This is a genomic window from Kitasatospora sp. NPDC001225 (genome assembly GCF_053597855.1).
This window is the reverse complement of sequence record NZ_JBSFJC010000118.1, coordinates 1-25095: the sequence shown is the minus strand read 5'-3', so window position 1 is coordinate 25095 and position 25095 is coordinate 1. Positions and strand designations below refer to the sequence as shown.

At 73.6% G+C, this 25095-nt stretch carries 26 protein-coding genes and 1 pseudogene; 14 read left to right on the top strand and 13 right to left on the bottom strand.

The window, feature by feature from the left end; translation table 11 throughout:
• Positions 1 to 289, top strand: a pseudogene (locus ACWDCZ_RS30695) (M18 family aminopeptidase); the annotation flags it as partial.
• A 73-nt stretch (positions 290 to 362) separates the two neighbouring features.
• Here ACWDCZ_RS30695 and ACWDCZ_RS30690 read toward each other — a convergent pair.
• Together ACWDCZ_RS30690 and ACWDCZ_RS30685 are read right to left on the bottom strand one after the other, a co-directional pair.
• Positions 363 to 2192, bottom strand: coding sequence for an NHL domain-containing thioredoxin family protein (locus ACWDCZ_RS30690; RefSeq protein ID WP_449817524.1), 1830 nt, complete (start codon positions 2190 to 2192; stop codon positions 363 to 365).
• A 55-nt stretch (positions 2193 to 2247) separates the two neighbouring features.
• The gene (locus tag ACWDCZ_RS30685; protein WP_449817523.1) at positions 2248 to 2760 is read right to left on the bottom strand and encodes a GNAT family N-acetyltransferase; all 513 of its coding nucleotides are present in this window, start codon (positions 2758 to 2760) and stop codon (positions 2248 to 2250) included.
• Between the two features lie 128 nt (positions 2761 to 2888).
• On the opposite strand from ACWDCZ_RS30685, the gene ACWDCZ_RS30680 reads away from it, so the two are divergent.
• Together ACWDCZ_RS30680 and ACWDCZ_RS30675 are read left to right on the top strand one after the other, a co-directional pair.
• The gene (locus tag ACWDCZ_RS30680; RefSeq protein ID WP_049651067.1) at positions 2889 to 3377 is read left to right on the top strand and encodes an LURP-one-related/scramblase family protein; all 489 of its coding nucleotides are present in this window, start codon (positions 2889 to 2891) and stop codon (positions 3375 to 3377) included.
• 136 nt (positions 3378 to 3513) lie between these two features.
• Complete coding sequence (locus ACWDCZ_RS30675) at positions 3514 to 3936, top strand: DUF350 domain-containing protein (protein WP_074002038.1); 423 nt, start codon at positions 3514 to 3516, stop codon at positions 3934 to 3936.
• Positions 3937 to 3976: 40 nt separating this feature from the next.
• Here ACWDCZ_RS30675 and ACWDCZ_RS30670 read toward each other — a convergent pair whose 3' ends face one another.
• Positions 3977 to 4324 (bottom strand): winged helix-turn-helix transcriptional regulator, encoded by a 348-nt coding sequence (locus tag ACWDCZ_RS30670; protein WP_074002039.1) that lies wholly within the window; start codon positions 4322 to 4324, stop codon positions 3977 to 3979.
• A gap of 105 nt (positions 4325 to 4429) precedes the next feature.
• Here ACWDCZ_RS30670 and ACWDCZ_RS30665 point away from each other — a divergent pair, with 105 nt between their 5' ends.
• Together ACWDCZ_RS30665 and ACWDCZ_RS30660 are read left to right on the top strand one after the other, a co-directional pair.
• A complete protein-coding gene (locus tag ACWDCZ_RS30665; RefSeq protein WP_449817522.1) occupies positions 4430 to 5347 on the top strand; it encodes an imine reductase family protein in 918 nt (305 codons plus the stop codon).
• Positions 5348 to 5370: 23 nt separating this feature from the next.
• The gene (locus ACWDCZ_RS30660; RefSeq protein ID WP_117488924.1) at positions 5371 to 5940 is read left to right on the top strand and encodes a GNAT family N-acetyltransferase; all 570 of its coding nucleotides are present in this window, start codon (positions 5371 to 5373) and stop codon (positions 5938 to 5940) included.
• 52 nt (positions 5941 to 5992) lie between these two features.
• Here ACWDCZ_RS30660 and ACWDCZ_RS30655 read toward each other — a convergent pair whose 3' ends face one another.
• Together ACWDCZ_RS30655 and ACWDCZ_RS30650 are read right to left on the bottom strand one after the other, a co-directional pair.
• A complete protein-coding gene (locus tag ACWDCZ_RS30655) occupies positions 5993 to 6397 on the bottom strand; it encodes a type II toxin-antitoxin system VapC family toxin (protein WP_049651072.1) in 405 nt (134 codons plus the stop codon).
• On the bottom strand, positions 6394 to 6525 hold the full coding sequence (locus ACWDCZ_RS30650; RefSeq protein ID WP_449817521.1) for a hypothetical protein: 132 nt from the start codon (positions 6523 to 6525) through the stop codon (positions 6394 to 6396). Before ACWDCZ_RS30650 ends, ACWDCZ_RS30655 begins: the two co-directional genes overlap by 4 nt.
• A gap of 98 nt (positions 6526 to 6623) precedes the next feature.
• On the opposite strand from ACWDCZ_RS30650, the gene ACWDCZ_RS30645 reads away from it, so the two are divergent.
• The 3 genes from ACWDCZ_RS30645 (at position 6624) to ACWDCZ_RS30635 (ending at position 9654) form a co-directional block, all read left to right on the top strand.
• Positions 6624 to 7583, top strand: a complete 960-nt coding sequence (locus tag ACWDCZ_RS30645) for a hypothetical protein (RefSeq protein WP_449817520.1) — start codon at positions 6624 to 6626, stop codon at positions 7581 to 7583.
• Between the two features lie 96 nt (positions 7584 to 7679).
• Positions 7680 to 8711 (top strand): NAD(P)/FAD-dependent oxidoreductase, encoded by a 1032-nt coding sequence (locus tag ACWDCZ_RS30640; RefSeq protein ID WP_449817519.1) that lies wholly within the window; start codon positions 7680 to 7682, stop codon positions 8709 to 8711.
• Positions 8712 to 8751: 40 nt separating this feature from the next.
• The gene (locus tag ACWDCZ_RS30635; RefSeq protein WP_074002043.1) at positions 8752 to 9654 is read left to right on the top strand and encodes a class I SAM-dependent methyltransferase; all 903 of its coding nucleotides are present in this window, start codon (positions 8752 to 8754) and stop codon (positions 9652 to 9654) included.
• 91 nt (positions 9655 to 9745) lie between these two features.
• Here the strand turns inward: ACWDCZ_RS30635 and ACWDCZ_RS30630 are convergent, their stop codons facing one another.
• Entirely contained in the window at positions 9746 to 10585 is an 840-nt protein-coding gene (locus ACWDCZ_RS30630) for an alpha/beta fold hydrolase (protein ID WP_449817518.1), read from the bottom strand.
• Positions 10586 to 10660: 75 nt separating this feature from the next.
• On the opposite strand from ACWDCZ_RS30630, the gene cutA reads away from it, so the two are divergent.
• Complete coding sequence (gene cutA, locus ACWDCZ_RS30625; protein WP_449817517.1) at positions 10661 to 11020, top strand: divalent-cation tolerance protein CutA; 360 nt, start codon at positions 10661 to 10663, stop codon at positions 11018 to 11020.
• A gap of 7 nt (positions 11021 to 11027) precedes the next feature.
• Here the strand turns inward: cutA and ACWDCZ_RS30620 are convergent, their stop codons facing one another.
• Entirely contained in the window at positions 11028 to 11678 is a 651-nt protein-coding gene (locus ACWDCZ_RS30620; protein WP_074002046.1) for a response regulator, read from the bottom strand.
• Positions 11642 to 12982: a sensor histidine kinase gene (locus ACWDCZ_RS30615; protein ID WP_449817516.1), complete on the bottom strand. Its 1341-nt coding sequence runs from the start codon at positions 12980 to 12982 to the stop codon at positions 11642 to 11644. The genes ACWDCZ_RS30620 and ACWDCZ_RS30615 overlap by 37 nt, the downstream gene beginning before the upstream one ends.
• Before the next feature lie 267 nt (positions 12983 to 13249).
• On the opposite strand from ACWDCZ_RS30615, the gene ACWDCZ_RS30610 reads away from it, so the two are divergent.
• Complete coding sequence (locus ACWDCZ_RS30610; RefSeq protein WP_449817515.1) at positions 13250 to 15301, top strand: serine hydrolase domain-containing protein; 2052 nt, start codon at positions 13250 to 13252, stop codon at positions 15299 to 15301.
• A 95-nt stretch (positions 15302 to 15396) separates the two neighbouring features.
• On the opposite strand, the gene metG is transcribed toward ACWDCZ_RS30610, so the two are convergent.
• The 3 genes from metG to ACWDCZ_RS30595 form a co-directional block, all read right to left on the bottom strand.
• On the bottom strand, positions 15397 to 17130 hold the full coding sequence (gene metG / locus ACWDCZ_RS30605; protein WP_387974327.1) for a methionine--tRNA ligase: 1734 nt from the start codon (positions 17128 to 17130) through the stop codon (positions 15397 to 15399).
• A 214-nt stretch (positions 17131 to 17344) separates the two neighbouring features.
• Positions 17345 to 17545 carry a DUF397 domain-containing protein gene (locus tag ACWDCZ_RS30600; RefSeq protein ID WP_049656434.1) on the bottom strand — a complete coding sequence of 67 codons (201 nt, stop codon included), beginning with the start codon at positions 17543 to 17545 and terminating at the stop codon, positions 17345 to 17347.
• Positions 17542 to 18390: a helix-turn-helix domain-containing protein gene (locus ACWDCZ_RS30595; protein ID WP_449817514.1), complete on the bottom strand. Its 849-nt coding sequence runs from the start codon at positions 18388 to 18390 to the stop codon at positions 17542 to 17544. Before ACWDCZ_RS30595 ends, ACWDCZ_RS30600 begins: the two co-directional genes overlap by 4 nt.
• 347 nt (positions 18391 to 18737) lie before the next feature.
• Between ACWDCZ_RS30595 and ACWDCZ_RS30590 the strand changes: the two genes are divergently transcribed.
• Positions 18738 to 18893, top strand: a complete 156-nt coding sequence (locus ACWDCZ_RS30590) for a hypothetical protein (RefSeq protein ID WP_159028574.1) — start codon at positions 18738 to 18740, stop codon at positions 18891 to 18893.
• Positions 18894 to 18933: 40 nt separating this feature from the next.
• Here ACWDCZ_RS30590 and ACWDCZ_RS30585 read toward each other — a convergent pair whose 3' ends face one another.
• Positions 18934 to 19536 carry a GNAT family N-acetyltransferase gene (locus ACWDCZ_RS30585; protein WP_049656440.1) on the bottom strand — a complete coding sequence of 201 codons (603 nt, stop codon included), beginning with the start codon at positions 19534 to 19536 and terminating at the stop codon, positions 18934 to 18936.
• 133 nt (positions 19537 to 19669) lie between these two features.
• Positions 19670 to 20953, bottom strand: a complete 1284-nt coding sequence (locus ACWDCZ_RS30580; RefSeq protein ID WP_049656442.1) for an adenylosuccinate synthase — start codon at positions 20951 to 20953, stop codon at positions 19670 to 19672.
• 126 nt (positions 20954 to 21079) lie between these two features.
• Here ACWDCZ_RS30580 and ACWDCZ_RS30575 point away from each other — a divergent pair, with 126 nt between their 5' ends.
• The 3 genes from ACWDCZ_RS30575 to purM all read left to right on the top strand — a co-directional run bounded on the left by ACWDCZ_RS30575 (position 21080) and on the right by purM (position 24985).
• Entirely contained in the window at positions 21080 to 21925 is an 846-nt protein-coding gene (locus ACWDCZ_RS30575) for a diacylglycerol kinase family protein (protein WP_387974331.1), read from the top strand.
• Between the two features lie 308 nt (positions 21926 to 22233).
• Entirely contained in the window at positions 22234 to 23817 is a 1584-nt protein-coding gene (gene purF, locus ACWDCZ_RS30570; RefSeq protein WP_049654084.1) for an amidophosphoribosyltransferase, read from the top strand.
• A gap of 82 nt (positions 23818 to 23899) precedes the next feature.
• Positions 23900 to 24985 carry a phosphoribosylformylglycinamidine cyclo-ligase gene (gene purM / locus ACWDCZ_RS30565; protein ID WP_449817513.1) on the top strand — a complete coding sequence of 362 codons (1086 nt, stop codon included), beginning with the start codon at positions 23900 to 23902 and terminating at the stop codon, positions 24983 to 24985.
• The last annotated feature ends 110 nt before the right edge of the window (positions 24986 to 25095 follow it).

Below are 25095 nucleotides of genomic sequence, written 5' to 3'. Positions count from 1 at the left end.
CGGGCCGATCCTCAAGGTCAACGTCAACAACCGCTACGCGACCGACGGCGTCGGGCGGGCGGTGTTCGCGGCCGCTTGCGAGAAGGCGGGCGTGCCGTGGCAGACCTTCGTCTCCAACAACGCCATGCCCTGCGGTACGACGATCGGCCCGATCACGGCGGCGCGGCTGGGCATCAAGACGGTGGACTGCGGCATCGCGGCGCTCTCCATGCACTCGGCGCGCGAGCTGTGCGGCGCGGAGGACCCGTACCTGCTGGCGAGCGCGCTCAAGGCCTTCCTGGAGGGCTGACGGCGGACGCGAAAGGGGCCCGGCGGTCGTCCGCCGGGCCCCTTCGCGCTGTTCTGCCGAGCGTTGTTCCGGGCTACTCCATCCCGGCCAGGACCAGCGGGAGGCGGCGGGCGCCGTCGGCGACCAGCTTCACCGGCACGCCCCAGTCCTGCTGGTGCACGTGGCAGGCCGGGTACTCGATCTCCGGGTCGTCGTCGCAGGAGGCGGCCATCGCCGAGACGTGCAGCACGCCCTCGGCGACCTCGGCGGAGAGCACCAGCTCACGGGAGAGGTCGGTGTCCGCGCCCGCGCCGGAGACCAGCAGCTCGGGCGGGGTCGAGCTGACCAGCAGCCGGGTGGACTTACCGTAGCGCTCGTCCAGCTTCTGGCCGTTCGGCGCCTCGAAGACCACGTCCAGCCGGAAGGCGCCCGGGGCGACCTCGGTGGCCGCGCGCCGGGTGCGGTGCGCCACCGACTCGACCCGCACCGCCTCCTCCGGCAGCCGCAGCCTGGTCAGCCGGTGCCGGGCCGACTCGACCACCACGATGTCGCCGTCCACCAGCACCGCCCCGGAGGGCTCGCGCAGGTCGGTGGCCAGGGTGCTGACCTCACCGCTCGCCGGGTCGTAGCGGCGCAGCGCGTGGTTGTAGGTGTCGGCGACGGCCACCGAGCCGTCCGGCAGCACGGTGACGCCCAGCGGGTGCTGGAACAGCGCCTGGTCGGCCGCGCCGTCGCGGTGGCCGAAGTCGAACAGGCCGGTGCCGACGGCGGTCCGGACCGCCCCTGTTTCACGTGAAACCCAGCGCAGCGCGGAGGTCTCGGAGTCGGCGACCCAGAGCCGCTCGCCGTCGGCGGAGACCGCGAGGCCGGACGGCTGGGCGAACCAGGCCTCGGCGGCGGGCCCGTCCACCAGGCCCTCGTTGGTGGTGCCGGCCGCGACCGCGACCGTGCCGGCGGCCGGGTCGAACGACCACAGCTGGTGCACGCCGGCCATCGCGATCCACACCCGGCCGTCGAACCAGGCGACGTCCCACGGCGAGGAGAGGTCCACCTCGCGGGCCGGGCCCTCGGTGGCCGAGCCCTGCCACCACTGGCGGCCGGTGCCGGCCAGGGTGGTCACCAGGCCGTCGGCGAGGCGCACACCGCGCAGGGCGTGGTTGACGGTGTCGGCGACGACCACGTCGTACGCCGAGCCCTCCGGCAGCAGCGCGAGGCCCTGAGGCTCGCTGAACCGCGGGCCGGCGCCGTCCGTGCCGTCGCCGTCCACCAGTCCGCGCTGCCCGTCGCCGATCCGGCGCACCACCGTCTCGCCGTCCTCGGCCAGCTCGACCAGCGAGTGGTGGCCGGAGTCGGCGACCAGGAAGTGGCCGTTCGGCAGCCGGACCGCCTTGCCGGGGAACTTCAGGCTCCCCGCGGTCGGCTCCGGCGCCACGTACGGGCCGTCGCCGCGGCGCAGCGTGCCCTTCGCGGCGTGCTCGGCCTCCAGCTCCTCGACCAGCCGGGCGAGCGCGTGGGCATGCCCCTCGCCGGCGTGCTGGGCGACCACGTAGCCCTCCGGGTCGATCACCACCAGCGTCGGCCAGGCCCGGACGGCGTACTGCTTCCAGGTGGCCAGCGCCGGGTCGTCCAGCACCGGGTGGTGCACCTCGTAGCGGGCGACGGCGTCGACCACGGCCTGGTGGTCGGCCTCGTGCACGAACTTCGGCGAGTGCACCCCGACGATCACCACGGTGTCGCGGTGCGCCTCCTCCAGCTCCCGCAGCTCGTCCAGGACGTGCAGGCAGTTGATGCAGCAGAAGGTCCAGAAGTCCAGGATGGTGATCTTGCCCCGGAAGTCGGCGAGCGTGAGCTCCTTGCCGCCGGTGTTCAGCCAACCGCCTGCCCCGACCAGTTCGGGGGCGCGTACACGTGCACGAGATGCCATGCGTCAATCAAACCGCACGCCCGCTGCCCGCATTCCGGTGCGGGGCCGCGAGGGGCTACGGGCGGGTGAGGTCGGCCTGCCAGCGGGTCTCGCCGTCCTGGGTGCGGGTGGTGCGGCGCAGGCCGAGGGCGGTGGCGATCCTGGCGGAGGCGTGGTGGTCGGGGTGGATGTGGGCGAGGGCGGTGGTGGCGCCGGCGGCGGTGAGGTGGGCGAGCAGGGTGCGGGCGGCCTCGGTGGCCAGGCCGCGGCGCTGCCAGGGGGTGCCGACCACCCAGGCGAGTTCGGCCCCGTCGGGGCGGACGGTGGTCTGCACGTAGCCGGTGAGGGCGCCGTCGGCGCGCAGCCGCAGCACCCAGTTGCCCCAGGCCTCGGCCGGGTCGGGGGAGCCGGCGGCGAGCCGGGCGCAGCGGGCGCGCAGCTCCTCGACGGTGGCCGGGCGGCCGCCGGTGAAGGCGTGCAGGGCCGGGTCGGCGAGCGCGGCCGCCAGCTCCTCGGCGTGCCCGGGGGCGATCGGCAGCAGGTCGAGGCGCTCGCTGCGCAGCTCGGCGGTGGTGAGGTCGGGGTGCATGGCCGTATTGAAGGGGATCGGGGGCCGTTGTGCGACGGGGTTTCCGGTCGGCCGTTCCGTGGCGGTGCTTTCCCGCGGCCGGGGGTCCGGGGTCGAATGGGGCGGACGTCAACACGAGGAGGTCGCACGTGCGGTACCTGGTCAGGGAGAAGCTGTTCGCGGTCGGCGACGACTACTGGATCGAGGACGACCGGGGCCGCAAGGCGTACCTGGTGGACGGCAAGGTGCTGCGGCTGCGGGACACCTTCGAGCTGAAGGACGCGCACGGGCGGGTGGTCGCGGTGGTGAAGGAGAAGATGCTCACCGTCCGCGACGCGATGAAGATCGAGGACGCCGACGGCGAGGTGGTCGCCACCGTCCGGGAGAAGCTGTTCACCCCGTTCCGGGACAAGTACCTGGTGGAGCTGGCCTCCGGCGGCGAGCTGAAGATCCACGGCAACCTGATCGACAAGGACTACCGGATCGAGAACCAGCACGGCGACGACCTGGCCCGGATCAGCCGCAAGTGGTTCCGGATCCGCGACACCTACGGGGTGGAGATCGCCGACGGCGCGGACACCGGCCTGCTGCTGGCCGTCGCGGCCTGCGTCGACCACCTGGTGCACGAGGACGACTGACCCGTCCGCGGTTTCCGGATCCCGGTCCGCCCCTCACCCGGGTGGGGTATCTTTTGCCAACCCTTGACCAAGGCGGTCGGGGGCCCTGACCAGCCGGTCGGGGGCTGGCGTGAGCGGACCGGGGGCTGGAACCACGATGAACGACATCCTGCACGGGCTCGGTGCGGCGGCGGCCTACGGCGCCCTCGGCGTGGTGCTGCTGCTCCTCGGCATCGGCCTGGTCGACCTGCTGACGCCTGGCAGGCTCGGCCACCAGATCTGGGTCGAGCGCAACCGCAACGCCGCCGTCCTGCTCAGCTCCGCGCTGCTCGGCATCGGCGGCATCGTCTTCACCGCGATCATGTACACCTACGCCGACTTCGCCAAGGGCCTGCTGTCGACGGCCTGTTACGGCCTGCTTGGGCTGGTGCTGATGGCCGTCGCGTTCTGGCTGGTGGACCTGCTGACGCCGGGAAAGCTCGGCGCGATCCTGGTCGAGCCGGAGCCGCACCCGGCGGTGTGGGTGTCCGCCTCCTGCAACATCGCGGTGGCGGCGGTGGTGTCGGCCGCGATCGCGTAGGGCCCGCGCCACGCCGGGTACGGCGCCCCGTGCGGCCGCGCTACGCCGGGTGCGGCGCCCCGCCCAGGAGGTGCTCCCGGCCCCAGGCGCCCAGCGGCCCCAGCGCCGTGTTGAGGCGGTGCCCCGCCTCGGTCAGCGCGTACTCGACCCGCGGCGGCACCTCCTCGTACGCCTCCCGGTGCACGATGCCGTGCGCCTCCATCTCGCGCAGGTGCGCGGCCAGCACCTTCTCGGTGATCCCCGGCAGCAGCCGGCGCAGCTCGCCGAAGCGGCAGCGCGGGCGCTCGCCCAGGGCCCAGAGGATCGACACCTTCCACTTGCCGCCGATCACGTCCATCGCGGCGTCCGTCCCGCAGATGTACGCCCCCGGCCTCGGCACGGTCGCCATGCCCACCCCTTCCGAACCTCCGACCTGGATACTGACCCCAGGGTAACCACCCACTCCGAAGTGCGTACTTGATCGTTTCCGGGGGCAGCGCGGAGGCTGACTGCCATGGCAACCAACCCCGTTGAGAACGCGTCCGAGACCACGCCCGCCCTGAACACCCCGTCCACCCCGCTCACCCTGCTCGGCCTCGGCGCGATGGGTACCGCGCTGGCCGGGGCCTGGCTCGCCGCCGGGCACCCGCTGACCGTCTGGAACCGCACCGCCGCCCGCGCCGAGGGGCTCGCCGCCCGCGGTGCCGCCGTCGCCGCCACCGCCGCGGAGGCGGTCGCCGCGAACCGGCTGGTCGTCGTCTGCCTGCTCGACGACGCCTCCGTGCCGGAGGCGCTGGACGGCGTCGACCTGACTGGCAAGGACCTGGTCAACCTGGTCACCAGCACCCCCGCGCAGGCCCGCGCCCGCGCCGCCTGGGCCGAGGAGCGCGGCGCCCGCTACCTGGACGGCGGGATCATGGCCGTCCCGCCGATGATCGGCGTCCCGGCGACCGGGGCGTACGTGTTCTACAGCGGCTCGTCCGAGCTGTTCGAGGAGCACGGGGCCACGCTCGCCGTCCCGGCCGGCACCCGGTACGTGGGCGCGAACGCCGGGTACGCGGCGCTGCACGACGTGGCGCTGCTCAGCGGGATGTACGGGATGCTCGCCGGGATCGCGCACGCCTTCGCACTGGTCCGCGGCGAGGCCGTGGCACCGAGCGAGCTGGCGCCGCTGCTGGGCGGCTGGCTCGCCGCGATGTCCGGCTCGGTGGCCAGGACCGCGGAGCAGCTGGAGAGCGGCGACTACACCCAGGGCGTGGTGTCCAACCTGGCGATGCAGGTGGCCGGCCGGCAGACGCTGCTGGGCACCGCCGAGGAGCAGGGGGTGAGCGCCGAACTGCTGGAGCCGTACTTCCGGTTGATGGAGCGCAGGCTGGAGATCGGCGGTGGCGAGGAGGACCTGACCGGGGTCGTCGACCTGCTGCGACGGTGAGGCCCGGCCGGTAACGTACCGGCATGGCAGACCTCGAAGAACGCGCCACCGTCGTCGCGTCCCACTCACGGCAGGCCGGAGCGGGGGTGCTGGTCCGACCGCGCCGCGCCGACGACCTCGCCGACTGCGTCCGGGTGCTCGGCGACGTCCACGCGGCCGACGGCTATCCCGCCGACTGGCCCGACCGCCCCGCCGCCTGGCTGACCCCGGACGGCCAGCTCGCCGCCTGGATCGCCGAGTCGGACGGCCGGCTCGCCGGACACGTCGGCCTCGCCCGCAGCACCCCGGACGACCTCGCCCCCGCCCTGTGGAGCCACCGCACCGGCGGCCGCCCGGAGCTCACCAGCGTGATCGGCCGCCTCTACGTCGCCCCCACGGCGCGCGGCCACCTCATCGGCGCCCGGCTGCTGGCCTGCGCCGTGGCGCACGCGCGGGCGCTCGGCCTGCACCCCGTGCTCGACGTCCTCGCCACCGACACCGCCGCCGTGGCCCTCTACCGCCGCCTCGGCTGGACCCACCTCGGCAGCGGCGACCAGCGGTGGGCCTCCGGCCGCACCGTCACCGTCCACTGCTTCGCCGCCCCGAGGGGATGAGCCCCGGCCCGCCCGGCCCGCCCAGCCCCGACAGCCGGGCGGGGCTGGGCGGCTATACCGCGATGACCTCGATCCCCTGCTCCAGGCCGATGAAGTCGTCCGCGTTCCGGGTGTAGAGCGGTAGGCCGTGGGCGGCGGCGGTGGCAGCGATCATCAGGCCCATGCGGCGAGGGCGGGGGTCGCGCTTGGCCTGGATCGTGAGTGCGATCAGTGTTCCGAATCGCCGGGCGGCCTCACGGTCAAACGGGAGGGCGGTGAACTCCGCCTCCACGTCGGCCAGCCGTTGGGCCCTGGCCAGCATCTGCACCGGGTCCTTGGCCATGGCGACACCCTGGGAGAGCTCGGCCAGCACCACCGAGGGCACGGCGACCTCGAACGGCAGGAGTTCCGGATCGATCTGCGGCAGATCGATCACCACACAGGTGTCGAGCAGGCCGCACTGGCGTCGTTCGCTCACGCGCGCTCCCACGGGTCGCCGCCGCCCTCGACCCGGTCCTCGTCGCCGTAGAAGGTGCCGGCCTCGGCCCGCAGCTGTGCGGCGTCGACGGCGGGTGCGCTCCGCCACTTGCGCTGGAGCTCTTCCACGGGGACGAACGCGCGTGGTGCGGGGTCCCCCGGGTGGGGGAGGGGGATCACCGTGCCGGGGGAGGGGCGGGGCGGGTGGCGCGGGTGAGCCTGGCGGCATGGTGAGAAGCGGGTGGGCGGTGGCCGGCTGGGGGCTCGGGTACGCCGGGTTCGGGGCGGGGTGCGGGCTGAGCGGGACGGCGCTGTTCGGCGCGCACTGGCCGGGGTGGGTGGTGGTCGGCGTGGGGCTGCTCTCGGCCGTCGCCGGAGCGCTGGTGGCGCGCCGGAAACCGGTGCGGCCGCAGCGGCTGCTGTGGCTGCTCTGCGGGGCGGCCGCGGTGGGGGCCTGGAGCCTGCTGATGGACCTGGTGACGCTGGTGTTCGGCCAGCGGGTGGACAGCGTCCCCGACACGGTGGGGCGCGCCCTGGCGGCGCTGGGGGCGGTACTGCTGGCCAGGGCCGCTCTGGGACTGCGGCCCGGTGCCCGTGCCGGCCGGGCCGGGCAGGCCGCGCCGGCTCCCACGGCGGCCCCGCCGATCGTCCAACTCGCCGCCTGGACAGGGACCCTGGCGTTCGTGCCGTACGTGCTGATGAAGCTGGTCTGGGCGCTCGGCGGCAGTTTCGCGGGGATCAGCGGTGACCGGATGTACGCGAGCTATGTGCGCAACGGCTCCTCCGGGCTCTGGCTCGCCCTGGAGCGTTGGGGACTGGACGGCACGATGCTGCTGGCGCTGCTCGGGGTGTTCCTGCTCTGGGGGCTGGTCCGTCCGTGGGGGCAGGTCTTCCCGCGCTGGACCCTGCCGCTGCGCGGCCGCCGGGTGCCGCGCTGGCTGCCGCTCGCCCCGGCCCTGTTGGGTGCGGCCACGCTGGCGCCGTACGGGGTGGTCGGGGTCGGCTACCTGGGGCTGTGCACCGCCGGGGTGACGCGGATCAGGCTGGGCGAGTTCGCCGGTGAGCAGAGCGCGCTGGAGGTCGCCTGGGTGGGGATGTGCGGGTTCGCCGGGTACGGGGTCGCGCTGGCGGTGGCCGCCCGGTCGTACTGGCGGCGGACGGGGGCGCGGGCCGCCGAGGTGGGCTGAGGGCGAGGTCGGCTCGGGGCTGGGGTTTGCTGAGGCGGCAACATTGCTTGCCGATCCGGTGGGGTGGGCCGCAGCCTGGCGGTGGAGGTGAGCGCCATGGGCGAGACGACCGGGACGACCAGGACAGCCGGGGTGACCGGGAGCAGGGAGAGCGAGCGCTACGACGTGGTGGTGGTCGGCGCCGGAGCGGCGGGGCTGAACGCCGCGCTGGTGCTGGGCCGGGCCCGGCGCCGGGTCGCGGTGGTGGACGCCGGCGAGCCGCGCAACGCGCCCGCCGCCCACATGCACGGCTACCTGAGCCGGGACGGCATGCCCCCGGCGGCGCTGCTGGCGGTCGGGCGGGAGGAGGTCGCCCGGTACGGGGCGGACCTGATCGACGCCCGGGTCGAGCACATCGAGCCCGCCGGTGCCGGTGCCGGTGCCGGTCCGGCCGGGTCCGCGGCGCCGGGCTTCGTGGTCCACCTGGCCGGCGGGCCGGTGCTGCACGCGCGCCGGGTGGTCGTCGCCACCGGGCTGCGGGACGGCCTGCCGGAGCTGCCCGGCCTGGTCGAGCGGTGGGGCCAGGATGTGCTGCACTGCCCGTACTGCCACGGCTGGGAGGTCCGCGACCGCCCGCTCGGCGTGCTCGGTACCGGCCCGGGGGCGGTCAACCAGGCGCTGCTGCTGCGGCAGTGGTCGGCGGACGTGGTGCTGCTCGCGCACACCCTCGCGCTGACCGACGACGAGCGGGAACGGCTCGCCGCCCGGGACGTCCGGGTGGTCGAGGGCCGGATCGTCCGCCTGGTCTCCGACGACGGGCGACTGCGCGGCGTCGAGCTCGCCAACGGGCAGGTGGTGCCGCGCGAGGCGGTGTTCGTCTTCCCGCAGCCGGTGCCCCGGGACGCGCTGCTCTTCGGCCTCGACTGCGCCCGGGACGACAACGGCTGGGTCACCACCGACCGGACCGGCCGCACCAGCCTTCCCGGCGTCTGGGCGGTCGGCAACGTCGCCGACCCGCGCGCCCAGGTGGTCACCGCCGCCGGGATGGGCGCGGCGGCCGCCTTCGCGCTCGACCACGACCTCGCGGCGGAGGAGGTCGAGCGGGCCGTCGTGCGGTACCGCGCGTCCGGTGCCGCCGTGCCCGCCTGAGCGGGGAAGCTTTCGTCAACCCACGATCGGAGAAACCCTGATGTCAGCGCACCAGCACGACCACTCCCACTCCCACGGCCCGTCCCACGGGCACTCCCACGGGCACGTCCCCGCCGCCGACTTCGACTGGGACGCGCTCGCCGCGCACCTGGAGCTGGAGGGCGACCTGCGGGCCGGCGCCGTCACCGAGGCCGGGCGGTGGCTGCTCGGCCTGCACGGCGAGGGCGCGGTTCGGCGGGTCCTCGACGTCGGCAGCGGGCCCGGGGTGATCGCCGGACTGCTGGCGGAGGTCTTCCCGGCGGCCGAGGTGGTGGCCGTCGACCAGTCGGCCGCCCTGCTGGAGCGCGCCCGGGTCCGCTCCGGCGGCCGGCTCGGCACCCGACAGGCCGACCTGCCCGCCGAGTTCGACAAGCTCGGCGAGGCCGACCTGATCTGGTCCGGCAACGCCATCCACCACCTCGGCGACCAGCAGGCCGCGCTCACCTCGCTCGCCGGGGCGCTGCGGCCCGGCGGCCTGCTCGCCGTCGCCGAACGCGGCCTGCCCGCGCGCTACCTGCCGCGCGACTTCGGCCTCGGCCGGCCCGGCCTCCAGGCCCGGATGGACGCCGCCCACGAGGACGGCTTCACCACCATGCGGGCCGAACTGCCGGACAGCACCGAGGAGATCGAGGACTGGCCGGCCATGCTCGGGCGGGCCGGGCTGACCCCGACCGGCACCCGCACCTTCCTGGTCGACCACCCCGCCCCGCTCGCCGGCCCGGTCCGCGCTTACCTGCACGTCCAGCTGACCCGGCTGCGCGACCGGCTCGCCGAACAGCTCGACACCGAGGACCGGGCCACCCTGGACGCCCTGCTCGACGAGGACGCCCCCACCGGGATCCTGCACCGCCCGGACGCCTTCTACCTCTCCGCGATGACCGTCCACACGGCCCGCCGGGACTGACCCGGCGGCCCCGGCGGGCCGGGGCGCGCCGGAGCTGGGGCCTCGCGGGTTGGCGGGGGCGGGTGTGGGACCGTCCGTGCGGCGCGTCGCTTCAGGGTGTGAGGAAGGCGGCCACCGTACGGCTGAAGGCGGCCGGGTCGTCGAGCCACGGGTAGTGGCCGGCGGCGGGCTGGACGGCGGTACGGGCGTGGCGGAACAGCGCGGCCGTGGCGCGGACCGCCCCGGGCCTCGGGTCGGGGTCGTACTCGCCGGCCAACAGGAGTGCCGGGGAGGCGAGTTCGGCCACGGCGGCGCGGACGTCGGTGGGTTGGAAGCCGCCGCCGTGGTAGGCCGCGGCGGCCTCCGGGTGGCTCTGGGCGGTGCGGTCGGCCTCGTGGGCGCGGGCGGCGGCGTCCCAGGTGCCGTGGAAGAGCGGTGCCACGGCGTCGGGGTCGGCGGCGCCGCCGGCGAAGGCGGTGCGGACGGCGGCCCGGGCCGCCGGGTACCACTCCTCCTCGGCGAGGCCGCGGGCCTCGGCCGCCTCGCGGTAGTCGTCCTCGGAGGAGGTGCCGCCGAAGATCCGGAGGCTGGGCGTGACCAGCACCAGCCGACCGGTGCGTTCCGGGTGCCGCAGCGCGTACAGGGTGGCGAGCGAGCAGCCGGCGGAGTGGGCGAGGAGGTCCACCCGGTCGAGCCCGAGGTGGGTCCGGAAGGCCTCGACGTCCGCCACCTGCCGGTCGACCCGGTGGTCCGCCGGGTCGGCCGGGCGCTCCGAGCGGCCCGTGCCGCGCAGGTCGAGGACGTGCAGGGCGCGGTGCGCGGAGAGGCCGCCGAGGTCGCCGAGGTACGCGGCGTCGCGCATCGGGCCGCCGGCGAGGACGAGCAGCGGCTCGCCCCGGCCGAGCACGCGGTAGCCGAGCCGGGTGCCGTCGGGGCCGGTGAAGGTCGTCATCGACCGATCGTGGCAACCGCCGTCCGGCCGGGGCAACGGGAATTCGGCCGACCCGTCCCGGGGTACCGTCGGCGCATGACAGCGAGTGAGCGGCGCTTCGTCGTGGTGACCACGACCCACGAGAGCGAGGAGCGGGCCCGGGCCCTGGCATCCGCCGTGGTGCGGGAGCGGCTGGCGGCCTGCGCCCAGGTGTACCCCGTGCGGTCGGTGTACTGGTGGGACGGCGAGGTGCGGGACGCCGAGGAGTGGCGGATCGACCTCAAGACCAGGGCCGAACTCGTGGACCGGCTGGGCGCGTTCGTGGCCGATCGGCACTCCTACGAGACGCCCGAGCTGGTCGCCGTGCCGGTGACGGGCGGCAGTCCGGGCTACCTCGACTGGGTGGCCGCGGAGACCGCGCCCGAGGGAACCACGACCCAGGGCGCCGAGGACTGAGGACGGCTCAGGGCGCGACCTGGAGGAAGGCGAGCACGGCCAGCACCCGCCGGTGGTCCTCCTCCGAGGGCGGCAGGTCGAGCTTGAGGAAGATGTTGGCGGTGTGCTTCTTCACCGCCCGCTCGGTGATCACCATCCGTTCGGCGATCGCCGCGTTGGAGCGGCCCTCCGCCATCAGGCCCAGCACCTCGCGCTCACGCGGCGTCAGGCGGTCCAGCGGCTTGTTGCGTTCGTTGCTGCCGACCAGCATGGCGATCACCTGCGGGTCGAGCGCGGTGCCGCCGGCCGCCACCCGCCGGACCGTCTCCACGAACTCGTCGGGGTCGAAGACCCGGTCCTTCAGCAGGTAGCCGATCGCGCCGGTGCCGTCGGCGAGCAGCTCCTTGGCGTAGAGCTGCTCGACGTACTGGGAGAGCACCAGCACCGGCAGTCCGGGGATCCGCCGGCGCGCCTCCAGGGCGGCCTGGAGGCCCTCGTCGGTGAACGTCGGGGGCAGCCGCACGTCGACGACGGCCACGTCCGGGCGCTCGGTGAGCAGGGCCTCCAGGAGGGCCGGTCCGGTGTCCACCGCGGCCACGACCTCGAAGTCGTAGGCCTCCAGCATCCGGACCAGTCCGTCCCTCAGGAGGAAGAGGTCCTCGGCGAGGACAACTCGCACGGCAGCTCCATCGTCAGGGTCGTGGGGCCGCCGAGCGGGCTGCGGACGGCCAGGACGCCGTCGAAGGTAGCAAGCCGCCGTTCCAGGCCGCGCAGCCCGGTGCCGCGCGAGGGGTCGGCGCCGCCGGTGCCGTCGTCGGTGACCTGGGCCTTCAGGGTGCCGTCCTGGTACCAGAGTTGGACGTCGACCCGGCTCGCGCCCGCGTGCTTGGCGGCGTTCGTCAGGGCTTCGGAGACGGCGAAGTAGACGGCGGACTCGACCGGCGCCTCGGCGCGGCCGGGCAGGTCGGCGGTGACCGTGACGTTCAGCGGGCTGTCCATGCCCAGGGCCCGTACGGCGTCGGCCAGTCCGCGGTCGGCGAGGACCGGCGGGTGGATGCCGCGGACCAGGTCGCGCAGCTCGTTGAGGGCGGTGGCGGAGGCCTGGCGGGTCTCGGCGAGCAGCTGCTTCGCGGCCTGCGGGTCCCGTTCGACCAGCCGCTCGGCGACGCCCAGGTTCATCCCCATGGCCACCAGCCGGGCCTGCGCGCCGTCGTGCAGGTCCCGTTCGATCCGGCGCAGTTCGGCGGCCTGGGCGGTGAGCGCGTCGCGCCGGGTCTCGGTCAGGTGGACGACCTTGCGCTGGGCGGCCAGCGCCTCGGCTCGGGCGGTCGGGCCGAGCAGGGCCCCGGCCAGCGCGGTGTGGCCGCGCAGCGCGCCGGGGGCGATCGCCGGACCGGCCAGGAGGGTCGGGACGGCGAGCAGGACGGCGATCCGGGCGCTGCCCGGGTCCGTCACGTGCACCCACCAGTACCAGGTGTTGCCGTCGGCCGAGGCGATCGGCTCCCAGAGCCAGGGCTGCAGCAGGCCGAAGAGGCCGAAGGCGACCAGGGCCGGCGGGAACAGCGCCACGGTGAAGCCGATCACCGGGTCGACCAGCAGCCAGAGCAGGTCCCGCCAGGTGGCCGGGTCGCCGAGCAGGGCCCGGCAGCGCTGCCAGGCGCCCTTGAGGCCCGGCTCGGCCAGCGGCAGCGGCCGGTACGGCTCGCGGACCGCGACGCCGGACCAGCGGGCGGCCAGCGTGCGGCGGCGGCCGGCCAGGGCCCGGACGGCGAGGACGGTCGCCGGCACCAGCAGGACGCCGAGGCCCACGCCCAGCAGGACGGCGGTGACCGTGGCGGCGACGAGCAGCAGCAGCTGCGGCACCGCGAACCCGGCCAGCGCCGTCGCGCGCAGCAGGTCCCGTACGGCCCGGCGCGCCCGGTCGAGCGGGGTGCCCGCGCTCCGCCCGGCGGCCTCGGCGCCGTCCCCGACTTCCTTGCCCACGTTGCCCGTTGTCACTGTCCGTCCCCCTCCGTACCGGCCTCGCGGCCGCCGTCCCGACCCTGCGGACCACCAGACTGCCCTACCCCGCCGCCCTGTTCACGGGGCCTCGGCCCCCTCTCGGCGGTACCTGGGTACACCCTCCGATCGACGCCCAGGGGCCCTGCCCCGGCCCACCGTCCCCGGCCTAGCGTTCGAGGTGTCCGGAAGCGGCCCGTCAGCGGAGCGCCGGATCCCCGCCAACCACCGCAATGATCACGGGAGTTCGCCATGTCCAAGCGCTTCGCCGCCGGCCGTCCGCTGGTCCGTCTGGTCCTGGTGCTGGCCACCCTCGGCCTCTTCCTCCACGGCCTCACCCCGGCCCACGCCGTCGGGCACGCGTCCGGAACCGGTGCGCCGACGGCAGGAAGCGGCGCGCCGACGACGCGAACAGGCGTGCCGACGGCCGGAACCGGTGCGCCGCCCTCCCCGGCCGACCCCGTCCAGGTGAGAGCCCTGTTCGACGAGCTGCTTCCCCGGCTGCTCGCCGAGCACCGCATCCCCGGCGCCGCCGTGACCGTGGTGGCCGGCGGGCGGGAGGTCTTCTCGGGCGGCTACGGCGTCGCGGACACCCGGACGAACCGGCCCGTCGACCCGGCGCGGACCGCCTTCTTCATGGGCTCCGACGCCAAGGTGTTCACCGCCGTCGCCGTCCTCCAGCAGGTCGCGGCGGGGAAGCTGGACCTGGGCACCGACGTCAACCGCTACCTGACCGCCTTCAAGGTCAGGGACGGCTACCCGGGCCGCCCGGTCACCGTCGAGAACCTGCTCACCCACACCGCGGGCTTCGACGACAGCTTCATGGGCCTCGCCCAGGCCGGACCCGAGCGGGTCGAGGGCCTCGGCGCCTCGCTCGCCGCCCACCAGCCCGACCGGGTCCGCGCCCCCGGCACCGCCGCCGCGTACGACAACTACGGTGTGGCGCTGGCCGGTTACCTGGTCGAGACGGTCTCCGGGCAGCCCTTCGACCAGTACGTCTCCCAGCACGTCCTCCAGCCCCTCGGGATGGACCGCACCACCTTCAGCCAGCCCCACCCCGCCGCGATCGACGCCGACCTCGCCCGCGGCCACCGCCCCGAGGGCGACGGCCAGACCGGGACCGCGGGCCTCTACGGCCCCTGGACGCCCACCGGCGCCGCCGCCGTCACCACCGCCGACGACATGGCGAAGCTGCTGCTGGCCCTGCTCCCGCAGGGCGGCCCGGACGCCCGGCGGATCCTCGACCCGGCGACGGCCGAGCGGCTGCTCGCCCGCCACTACGGCCCCGACCCGCGCCTGCCCGGCCTGGCCTACCTGCTGGAGCAGCGCACCCACGGCAGTGAGCAGCTGCTGGTCAAGGACGGTGACGTGCCCGGCTTCCACAGCAACCTCGCCCTGCTGCCCCAGCGCGGCCTCGGCCTCTACGTGACCCTCAACGGCGACGGCACCGACGCCAGCGGCGGCTGGGCCACCCAGCAGGTGCTCACCGCCTTCCTGGACCGCTTCCTGCCCGCGCCCCCGGCCGCCGCGACCGCGCCGCTCACCGGCGGCCTGGACGCCTACACCGGCGACTACCGCTCCACCCGCACCAGCCACGCCGCCCTCACCCGGGCCGCCGCCCTGATGGCCTCCCCGCACGTCACCGCCGAGCACGGCCGGCTCACCGTCACCGGCCCCGTCACCCGGGACCCGGAGGCGGCCGAGACGCACTGGGAGCAGCTCGAACCCGGCCTGTTCCAGCAGGTCGGCGGCACCGCGCGGATCGCCTTCCAGCGGGCCGCCGACGGCACCCTCACGCTGCTCACCGACGCCGACCCGACCATCGCCTACCAGCGGCTCGCCTGGTACCAGGCACCCGGCCCGCACCAGGCGGTCGCCGTCGGCAGCCTCGCCGTCCTCGCCCTCACCCTGCTCGGCTGGCCGGTGGCGGCGGCGGTCCGCCTGGCCCGCCGCCGGGGCCGGGCCGACCGGCCGGCCGTACGGCTGCTCGGCTGGACCACCGGGGCGCTGCTGCTCGCCGCCACCGGCTGCTTCGCCCTGCTGACGGCGGACGCCAACGCGCTCAACCAGACGCTGTTCCTGGGCGATTCGCCGCTGCTGACGGTGGTCCCGGTCCTGGTCTTGACGGCCCTGGCGCTCTCCCCGGTGATGGCGCTCTGCACGGTGGTGGCCTGGCGCGGGCGCTGGTGGAACCTGTTCGGGCGGCTGCACTACACGGGGCTGACGCTGGCGGTGCTGCTCTTCCTGGTCCTCGCGGGGGCGTACGACCTCACCGGGACGGGCGCGCTGGACCTGCTCGGCTGAGGGCGGCGCGTCGGCAGGACGGTACGGCGGTACGAGAACGGCGGCGGGGCCCGGGAATCACCCCGGGCCCCGCCGCCGTCCAGCCGTCCCGCCGCTCAGCCCGCCGAGCCGCCGAAGCGCTCCGTCCAGGCCGCCAGGTCCTCGTCCGTGATCTTGGCGAACAGCACCGGCGGCACCGTGAACGCCGTCCCGGCCGGCACCAGGTCCAGCGCCCGCGCCTCCTCCGGGCCGATCCAGTCGCGGGTGGCGGCCGGCGAGTCCGCGGGCAGCGCGAAGGCGCCGCGCATGGCCGCCGCCGTGGTCGGGATGAACGGCTCGGAGACCACCGCGTACAGGTGGATCAGGTTCATCGCGGTGCGCAGGGTCAGCGCCGCCGCCTCCGGGTCGGTCTTCACCTGGAGCCAGGGGGCCTTCTCGTCCAGGTACGCGTTGCCCGCGCTCCACAGCGCGCGCAGGGCCTGCGCCGCCTTGCGGAAGTTGAGCGCGTCCAGCTGGGCCTCGTACTCGGCGAGGAGCCCGGCGACCTGCTCGCCGAGGCGCTGCTCGGCCTCGCCCGGGGCGTGGCCGCCCGGGACGTCGTCGCCGAAGCGCTTGCGGCTGAAGGTGAGCACCCGGTTGACGAAGTTGCCGAGGGTGTCGGCGAGGTCCTTGTTGACGACCGAGGCGAACAGGTCCCAGGTGAAGCTGGAGTCGTCCGACTCGGGCGCGTGCGCCATCATGAAGTAGCGCCAGTAGTCGGCGGGCAGCAGGTCCAGCGCGTCGTTGCCGAAGACGCCGCGCCGCTGGCTGGTGGAGAACTTCCCGCCGTAGTACGTCAGCCAGTTGAAGGCCTTGACGTAGTCGACCTTCTTCCAGGGGCGGCGCGAGCCGAGCAGCGTGGCCGGGAACATCACGGTGTGGAACGGGACGTTGTCCTTGCCCATGAACTCGGTGTACCGGACGCTCTCGTCGGCCTCGTACCACCAGGACTTCCAGTCCCGCAGGTGTCCGGCCGGGGCCGCGTCCGCCCATTCCTTGGTGGCGCCGATGTACTCGATCGGGGCGTCGAACCAGACGTAGAACACCTTGCCCTCGGCGGCCAGTTCGGGCCACACGTCGGCCGGCACCGGGACGCCCCACTCCAGGTCGCGGGTGATCGAGCGGTCCTGGAGGCCCTCGGTCAGCCACTTGCGGGCGATCGAGGAGGCCAGCACCGGCCAGTCGTCGGCGTGGGCGTCGATCCAGTCCTCGACCTCCTCGGTGAGCTTGGACTGGAGCAGGAACAGGTGGCGGGTCTCCCGGACCTCCAGGTCGGCGCTGCCGCTGATCGCCGAGCGCGGCTCCAGCAGGTCGGTCGGGTCCAGCACCCGGGTGCAGTTCTCGCACTGGTCGCCGCGGGCCTTGTCGTAGCCGCAGTGCGGGCAGGTGCCGACGATGTAGCGGTCCGGCAGGAAGCGGCCGTCGGCGTTGGAGTACACCTGGCGGATCGCGCGCTCCTCGATGAAGCCGTTGCGCTGGAGCTCGCGGGCGATCTCCTGGGTGATCTCCCGGTTCTGCGGCGAGGAGCTGCGGCCGAAGTGGTCGAAGGAGAGCCCGAAGCCGTCGTACACCGCCCGCTGCGCGTCGTGCGCCCGGGCGCAGAACACCGCGACCGGCAACCCGGCTTCCTGGGCGGCGAGTTCGGCGGGCGTGCCGTGCTCGTCGGTGGCGCAGATGAACAGCACCTCGTGCCCGCGTCGGCGCAGGTAGCGGGCGTAGACGTCCGCCGGGAGCATGGACCCGACCATGTTGCCCAGGTGCTTGATCCCGTTGATGTACGGAAGGGCGCTGGTGATCAGGTGCCGAGCCATCCTCGGATGCTCCGATTTCTCCCGCACGCGCACCCCACCCGGAGTGCCGTGTCGGGCGCAGGGTCCACTGTGGGCTGCCAGCCTAGGGCAAGGAGCGGGGGCCGGGGCGCAAGGAGCGGGGCCGGTCGGCGGCGCCGCCGCACGCGCCGGGCGGGGTCGGGAATCACGGCCGGGATCACGGCCGGACGTCAGGGTCGGACGTCAGGGTCGGGCATCAGGGTCGGGTGAAGTCCCCGTACCGGTCGAACTCCCCGGACTTCACCCCGCGGACGAAGGCGGCCCACTTGCGCGGGGTGGTCCGCACGACGACCTCGGGCCGGTCCGACTCGCGGATCTCCACCAGTTCGCCCGCGGCTCTGACCTCGACGCAGTCGGTGCTCTCACCGCTGGCCGAGGCCTTGCGCCAGGTACTCATGCGAAGTCTTTCAGCAAGCACCGGATGAACTCCCGGGACTCGTCCGGTCCGAGCGCGATCGCCGCGGTCTCCTCCTTGATCCGGCGGTAGGAGGCCAGTTCGACCTGGGTGTGCACGAATGTCGGCCCGTGGGAGAGATCGATCTGGACGGTGTCGAGCTCCGGGACGGGCCCGCGGGCGAGGTACAGGCTCTCCCCGGAGCCGGTGTAGGTGGGCACGCTGAACGGGATCACCCGGATCTCCACCCCGGGCCGTTCGGAGTTCTCCAGCAGGCCCCGCAGCTGGTCGCGCAGCACGTCCGGGCCGCCGAACTGCATGCGCAGCGCGGATTCGTGGAGGAACGCGCTGTACGGCTTCGGGTGGTCGACGAAGATCTGCTGGCGCCGGATCCGGAACGCCTTGCGGATGTCCGCCTCCTGCCGGTACTGGGGGGGAAGCCGCTCGAACACCGCGGCGGCGTAGTCCGGGGTCTGCAGCAGGCCGGGGATGAAGGTGCTGTTCAGGATGGACAGGGAGGAGGCGTGGTGCTCCATCTCCGCGATGTCGATGATCGCGTTCGGCAGCCGGCCGCGGTAGCCGTCCCACCAGTACTTGCGCCGGTCCTGCGTCATCGTCAACAGGGCGTCCAGGTAAGGGCCGTCCTCGCAGCCGCAGGTGTGCGCCCAGATCCGGAGCCGCTCGGCGCTGATGCCCGACTTCCCGTTCTCCATCTGGGAGATCTTGGGCAGGTCGGTGCCGATGGTGGCGGCCAGGCTCTTGGGCGTGACGCCCACGAGCTCGCGCATCCTGCGCAACTCGATCCCGAGGCGCTGCTGGCGCACGGTCGGCGACAAGCGGGGTGGCATGACTCTCTTCTCCGGGTCGCGGCTCGCGTCGATGCTTCCGGTGAAGTGTGCCGCGCGTACCGGGCCCTAGCTACCAAAATGGGGGATACCCCACGATGGAGTGAACGTCTTCCCGCTCGGTAGCAACTCTGGCACCTTGACCCTATGGTCATCTGTGTCACTCACTGACTTGTTGCCGCCTAAACAGTCGTCAAACAGTCGTCTAACGGCCGACATTCGGCCGTAATGACACATCAGATGCATGGTCGCGGCGCCCGAAATCACCGACCGGAGACAGCCATGCCACTCCCCACGCCCCTCGGCCCTCCCCATCGGCCCCATCCACCCCGGCGCATTTCCGCATCCCGGTGAATGCGCTTCTCGTCGCCGGATTGTCGGCGCTCCTGCTCGCCGTCCTGTTCGTCGGCTGGCTGGTCTGGCTGGTGAACATCCAGGCCTGTGAACCCCGCGCGGCCAAGCGCGAGTTCGCGGCCGGCCATTCCGCCCGAGGCGAGCGGAAATAGCCTCCGCGCCCCCTTCGCCGCACTCCGCCGGTCCGGCGGCTCAGCCCCGTGAAAGCCGCTCGGTCAGACGGGACTTGGCCGCCGGCCACTCCTCGGCGAGCATCGAGAAGTAGGCGCTGTCCCGCCAGGTGCCGTCGGGGCGCCGGCGGTGGCGGCGGAGGGTGCCCTCGTACTGGGCGCCGAGGCGCTGGATCGCGGTGCGGGAGCGCTCGTTGCGGGCATCGGTCTTCCAGAAGACGCGGCCCATGCCGAGGTCCTCGAACGCGTGGGAGAGGAGCAGCAGTTTGGCCTCGGTGTTGACCGCCGTGCGCCAGACCGAGCGGGCGTACCAGGTGCCGCCGATCTCGACGGACTCGTCCTGCGCGCTGAGGTCGTGGTAGCCGGTGACGCCGACGGCCCGGCCGCTCGCGAGGTCGACGGCGGCGAAGTTCACCGACTCGCCGGCCGCCGCCTCGGCGACGCGGATGTCGAGGACCGCGCCGAACTCCTGCTCCGAGACGGGCGGCAGGTGCATGGTCCAGCGCCAGACCTCGGGGTCGGAGCCGACGGCCGTCCAGAGGTCGGCGAGGTGGCGGCGCTCCAGCGGCTCCAGGCGGATGTGGCGGCCGGTGAGGACGACGGGTGAGGGCAGCTTCGCGGTCATGATCCGAACGTAGCGCCGCTCTGCACTAGAAGCAAGAGATGTTTGCACTAGTGCAAATCTCCCGCGTGAGGCAGACGAGGGCCCCGCGGGACGGATCCCGCGGGGCCCTCGAAGTGTCAGCCGAGGATCAGGCTCAGATGAACGAGTTGATCTGGATCGTCTCGTCGCGGCCCGGGCCGACGCCGATGGCCGAGATCGGCGCGCCCGACATCTCCTCCAGCGCCTTCACGTACGCCTGGGCGTTCTTCGGCAGCTCGGCGAAGGTCTTCGCCTTGCTGATGTCCTCGGTCCAGCCCGGCAGCGTCTCGTAGATCGGCTTGGCGTGGTGGAAGTCCGACTGGTTGTAGGGGAGCTCCTCGACGCGCTTGCCGTCGATCTCGTACGCGACGCAGACCGGGATCTGCTCCCAGCCGGTCAGCACGTCCAGCTTGGTGAGGAAGAAGTCGGTGAGGCCGTTGACCCGGGTCGCGTAGCGCGCGATGACGGCGTCGAACCAGCCGCAGCGGCGGTCGCGGCCGGTGGTGACACCGCGCTCGCCACCGATCCGGCGCAGCGCCTCGCCGTCCTCGTCGAGCAGCTCGGTCGGGAACGGGCCGGAGCCGACGCGGGTGGTGTAGGCCTTGAGGATGCCGATGACCCGGTCGATCTTGGTCGGGCCGATGCCGGCGCCGGTGCAGGCGCCGCCCGCGGTCGGGTTCGACGAGGTCACGAAGGGGTACGTGCCGTGGTCGACGTCGAGCAGGGTGCCCTGGCCGCCCTCCAGCAGGACGACCTTGTCGGCCTTCAGCGCCTCGTCCAGGACGAGGGTGGTGTCGGCGAGGAAGGGCTTGATCTTCTCCGCGTAGCCCAGGTACTCCTCGACCACCAGGTCGGCCGGGATGGTGCGGCGGTTGTACAGCTTGACCAGGATCTGGTTCTTGTCGTGCAGCGCCGCCTCGATCTTCTGGCGCAGGATCGACTCGTCGAACAGGTCCTGGACCCGGATGCCGACGCGGTTGATCTTGTCCGCGTAGGTCGGGCCGATGCCGCGGCCGGTGGTGCCGATCCGGCGCTTGCCGAGGAAGCGCTCGGTGACCTTGTCCAGGGTGCGGTGGTACGGCGTGATCAGGTGGGCGTTGCCCGAGATCAGCAGCTTGGAGGTGTCGATGCCGCGGTCGTTCAGGCCGGCCAGCTCGGAGAGCAGCACGGCCGGGTCGATCACGACGCCGTTGCCGATCACCGGCGTCACGTTCGGGCTGAGGATGCCGGAAGGGAGCAGGTGCAGGGCGTACTTCTGGTCACCGATGACCACCGTGTGACCGGCGTTGTTGCCGCCCTGGTAGCGGACCACGTAGTCCACGGAGCCACCGAGGAGGTCGGTGGCCTTCCCCTTGCCCTCGTCTCCCCACTGAGCGCCAACGAGCACGAGTGCCGGCACAGGCGTACACCCCTTCCGGTTGGGGCATCCTGCGTAGGCCGCAGTCTGCCCCGAGATAGACGAAGCCCCTGGCGCAATGGCGCAAGGGGCTCTTGCACCGAGAGATTACCTGAGGAAGGACCGGTCGTGTCGTCCCTGTCCACGCCTGCTACCGGCGGCCCGGAGCCGCTCCTGCTGCTCCTCGACCCGGTGGCCCGGCAGACCGACGGCGAGTCGGTGCGGATCGCGAAGGACGTGCTCTGCGGGGGAGCGGACGTCAAGGTGGTCTTTCCGGAGAGCCCTTCCGAGCTCGACCGGGTGCTTTCGCACCGGGGTCGGAGGCGACCGGTGGTGATCGGTTCCGACCTCGCTCTGCAGCGGGTGCTCCAGGCCCTGCACCGCCAGCGTGAGCTGGGCGACGAACCGGTGGGGATGGTTCCGGTCGGCCGCTCGGAGGAGCTGGCCGCGGCCCGCGCGCTCGGCGTGCCGGGGGAGCCGGTCCGGGCCGCGCGGGCGGTGCTCTCGGGCGCGCCGCGCCGGCTGGACCTGCTGGTCGACGACGGCGGCGGGGTGGCGCTGGGCGGGGTGCGGATCACCGGCGGGGCCGCGCGCCGTCCGGTGGGCCGTCCGGGTGGCTGGCGTTCGCTATGGGCGAAACTGGCTGCGGCCGAGCAGGCGAACGCACTCACCCCGGACGGCACCGACCACGGCTCCCGGGTCCGGGTCGAGGCCGACGGCCGGCTGCTCGCGGACGTCCACCGGCCGGTCCGGCTGGTCCAGGTCACGCTCCCGACCGGCGCCTCGCACGGGACGGGCGAGATGGAGGTGGTGGTCGCCGCCTCCGGCGCCCTGGTGCGGGCCCGGGCGGCGAGCGTCTCGGTGGTCGGGCGCGGCTTCGGCTACGAGGCGGACGGCCACCCGGTCGGCCCGGTCCGGGCCCGGACCTGGACGGTGCACCCGGGGGCCTGGGGCCTGCTGCTGCCGGCGGCCTGACGGGCGGACGACCGGCGGGCGGCCGGGGAACCACGGGCGGACGACCGCCGGACGACCGCCGGGCGACCGGTGGGGGAACCCCGGGTGAGCAGGCTCACGTTCGTCCGCACCCCGACCCCCGCCGCCGCGCACACCGAACTCCCCAACAGGCGCGAACCGCAAGGCCAACCGCCACGCGCCGGAATTCCCCCCACCCGAAATGCCGGACCGGTAAGGGGTTTTGTCTACGCGCGTTAACTCGCGATCGCGGGACAAAGCCGCAGTCCCGGGGTCCGGAAGCCCGGGTCAACTGCCCTAGACTCGAAGGCGTGCCACGTGGTGACGGAAGACTCAACCACGATCTTCTTCCCGGTGAGAAAGGCCCCCAGGACGCTTGTGGCGTCTTCGGTGTCTGGGCTCCCGGCGAGGAGGTCGCCAAGCTCACGTTCTTCGGCCTTTACGCCCTGCAGCACCGCGGTCAGGAATCCGCGGGCATCGCAGTGAGCAACGGCTCCCAGATTCTCGTCTTCAAGGACATGGGGCTCGTCTCCCAGGTCTTCGACGAGGCATCGCTGGGGTCCTTGCACGGGCATATCGCCGTCGGACACGCCCGCTACTCGACCACCGGTTCCTCGGTCTGGGAGAACGCCCAGCCGACCTTCCGCGCGACCGTTCACGGTTCGCTGGCCCTCGGGCACAACGGAAACCTGGTGAACACCGCCGAACTGGCGGCCATGGTCGCCGAACTGCCCGGCGAGGAGCACGTCTCGCGCTCCGGCCGGAACGCCGCGACCAACGACACCGACCTGGTGACGGCGCTGCTCGCCGGCCACCCGGACCTCTCCATCGAGGAGACGGCCAAGGTCGTGCTGCCCAAGGTCAAGGGCGCGTTCTCGCTCGTCTTCATGGACGAGCACACCCTCTACGCCGCCCGTGACCCGCAGGGCATCCGCCCGCTGGTGCTCGGCCGGCTGGAGCGCGGCTGGGTGGTCGCCTCCGAGACGGCGGCGCTGGACATCTGCGGCGCCTCCTTCATCCGCGAGGTCGAGCCGGGCGAGCTCATCGCCATCGACGAGAACGGCATGCGCAGCTCGCGGTTCGCCGAGGCCAAGCCCAAGGGCTGCGTCTTCGAGTACGTCTACCTGGCCCGCCCCGACACCTCCATCGCCGGCCGCAACGTGCACCTCTCCCGCGTGGAGATGGGCCGCCGGCTGGCCAAGGAGGCGCCCGTCGAGGCCGACCTGGTGATAGCGACGCCCGAGTCCGGCACCCCCGCCGCGATCGGCTACGCCGAGGCCAGCGGCATCCCGTACGGCTCCGGCCTGGTGAAGAACGCCTACGTGGGCCGCACCTTCATCCAGCCCAGCCAGACCATCCGCCAGCTCGGCATCCGGCTCAAGCTCAACCCGCTGCGCGAGGTCATCGCCGGCAAGCGCCTGGTGGTCGTGGACGACTCGATCGTGCGCGGCAACACCCAGCGCGCGCTGGTGAAGATGCTGCGCGAGGCCGGCGCCGCCGAGGTGCACATCCGGATCTCCTCGCCGCCGGTGAAGTGGCCCTGCTTCTTCGGCATCGACTTCGCCACCCGCGCGGAGCTGATCGCCAACGGCATGACCATCGAGGAGATCGGCCGCACGCTCGGCGCGGACTCGCTCTCCTACATCTCGATCGACGGCATGATCGAGGCCACCAAGCAGCCCAAGGACCGGCTCTGCCGGGCCTGCTTCGACGGCGAGTACCCGATGGAGCTGCCCGACCCGGCGCTGCTCGGCAAGCTCCTGCTGGAGGCCGAGATCAAGGGCGGCCAGCAGCCGCCCGCCGTCCGTGGCAAGCCGACCAGCGGCAGCGACCTGGACGGCGTCCAGTCGCTGCTCGGCGGGGCGGGCGCGGCCGACGCGCTGCGCCGCCCGTAAGAACGCACGGTGGGGTCCCGCGAACCGGGGCCCCACCGCTGTTTCCGAACCACCCCCACCTGACCCGAAAGGGCCGCACGCAGTGACCAGCAACCAGAACGGCGCCACCTACGCCGCCGCCGGTGTCGACATCGAGGCGGGCGACCGCGCCGTCGAGCTCATGAAGCAGTGGGTGAAGAAGGCCAACCGCCCCGAGGTGGTCGGCGGTCTCGGCGGCTTCGCCGGCCTCTTCGACGCGTCCGCCTTCAAGAACTACGAGCGGCCGCTGCTGGCCTCGGCCACCGACGGCGTGGGGACCAAGGTGGCCATCGCGGCCGCCATGGACAAGCACGACACCATCGGCCACGACCTGGTCGGCATGGTCGTCGACGACCTGGTGGTCTGCGGCGCCGAGCCGCTGTTCATGACCGACTACATCTGCGTCGGCAAGGTCGTCCCGGAGCGGGTCGCCTCGATCGTCAAGGGCATCGCCGAGGGCTGCGCGCTGGCCGGCTGCGCCCTGGTCGGCGGCGAGACCGCCGAGCACCCGGGCCTGCTGGGCCCGGACGAGTACGACGTCGCGGGCGCCGGCACCGGTGTGGTGGAGGCCGACGCGCTGCTCGGCGCGGACCGGGTCCGGGCCGGCGACGTGGTGATCGCGATGGCCGCCTCCGGCCTGCACTCCAACGGCTACTCGCTGGTCCGCCACGTGCTGCTGAACGAGGCCGGCTGGAAGCTGGACCGCAAGGTCGAGGAGTTCGGCCGGACGCTCGGCGAGGAGCTGCTGGAGCCGACCCGGATCTACTCGCTGGACTGCCTGGCGCTCACCCGCGCCACCGAGGTGCACGCCTTCTCGCACGTCACCGGCGGCGGCCTGGCGGCCAACCTGGCCCGGGTCGTCCCGGACGGCCTGCACGCCCGCCTGGACCGCGGCACCTGGACCCCGCTGCCGGTCTTCCGGACCGTCGCCGAGGTCGGCAAGGTGGCCACCCTGGAGATCGAGAAGACGCTGAACATGGGCGTCGGCATGGTCGCGGTCGTCCCGCCGCACTCGGTGGACGCCGTGCTGTCGATCCTGGAGGACCGCGGCGTGGAGGCCTGGCTGCTCGGCGACATCGTCGAGCGCGGCGCGGAGCACGAGGGCGGCGCGGCCCTCTACAACGCCTACGAGGGCTTCCGGGCGAACTGACCCGGCGCTGACGACGGAAGGGCCCCTCCGGAGCTCCGGAGGGGGGCCAACAGGGGCAGCAAAGCGCCCCCGCGGCGGAAAGGGAAAGAGAGGGGGGGTGGGGGAGAAGA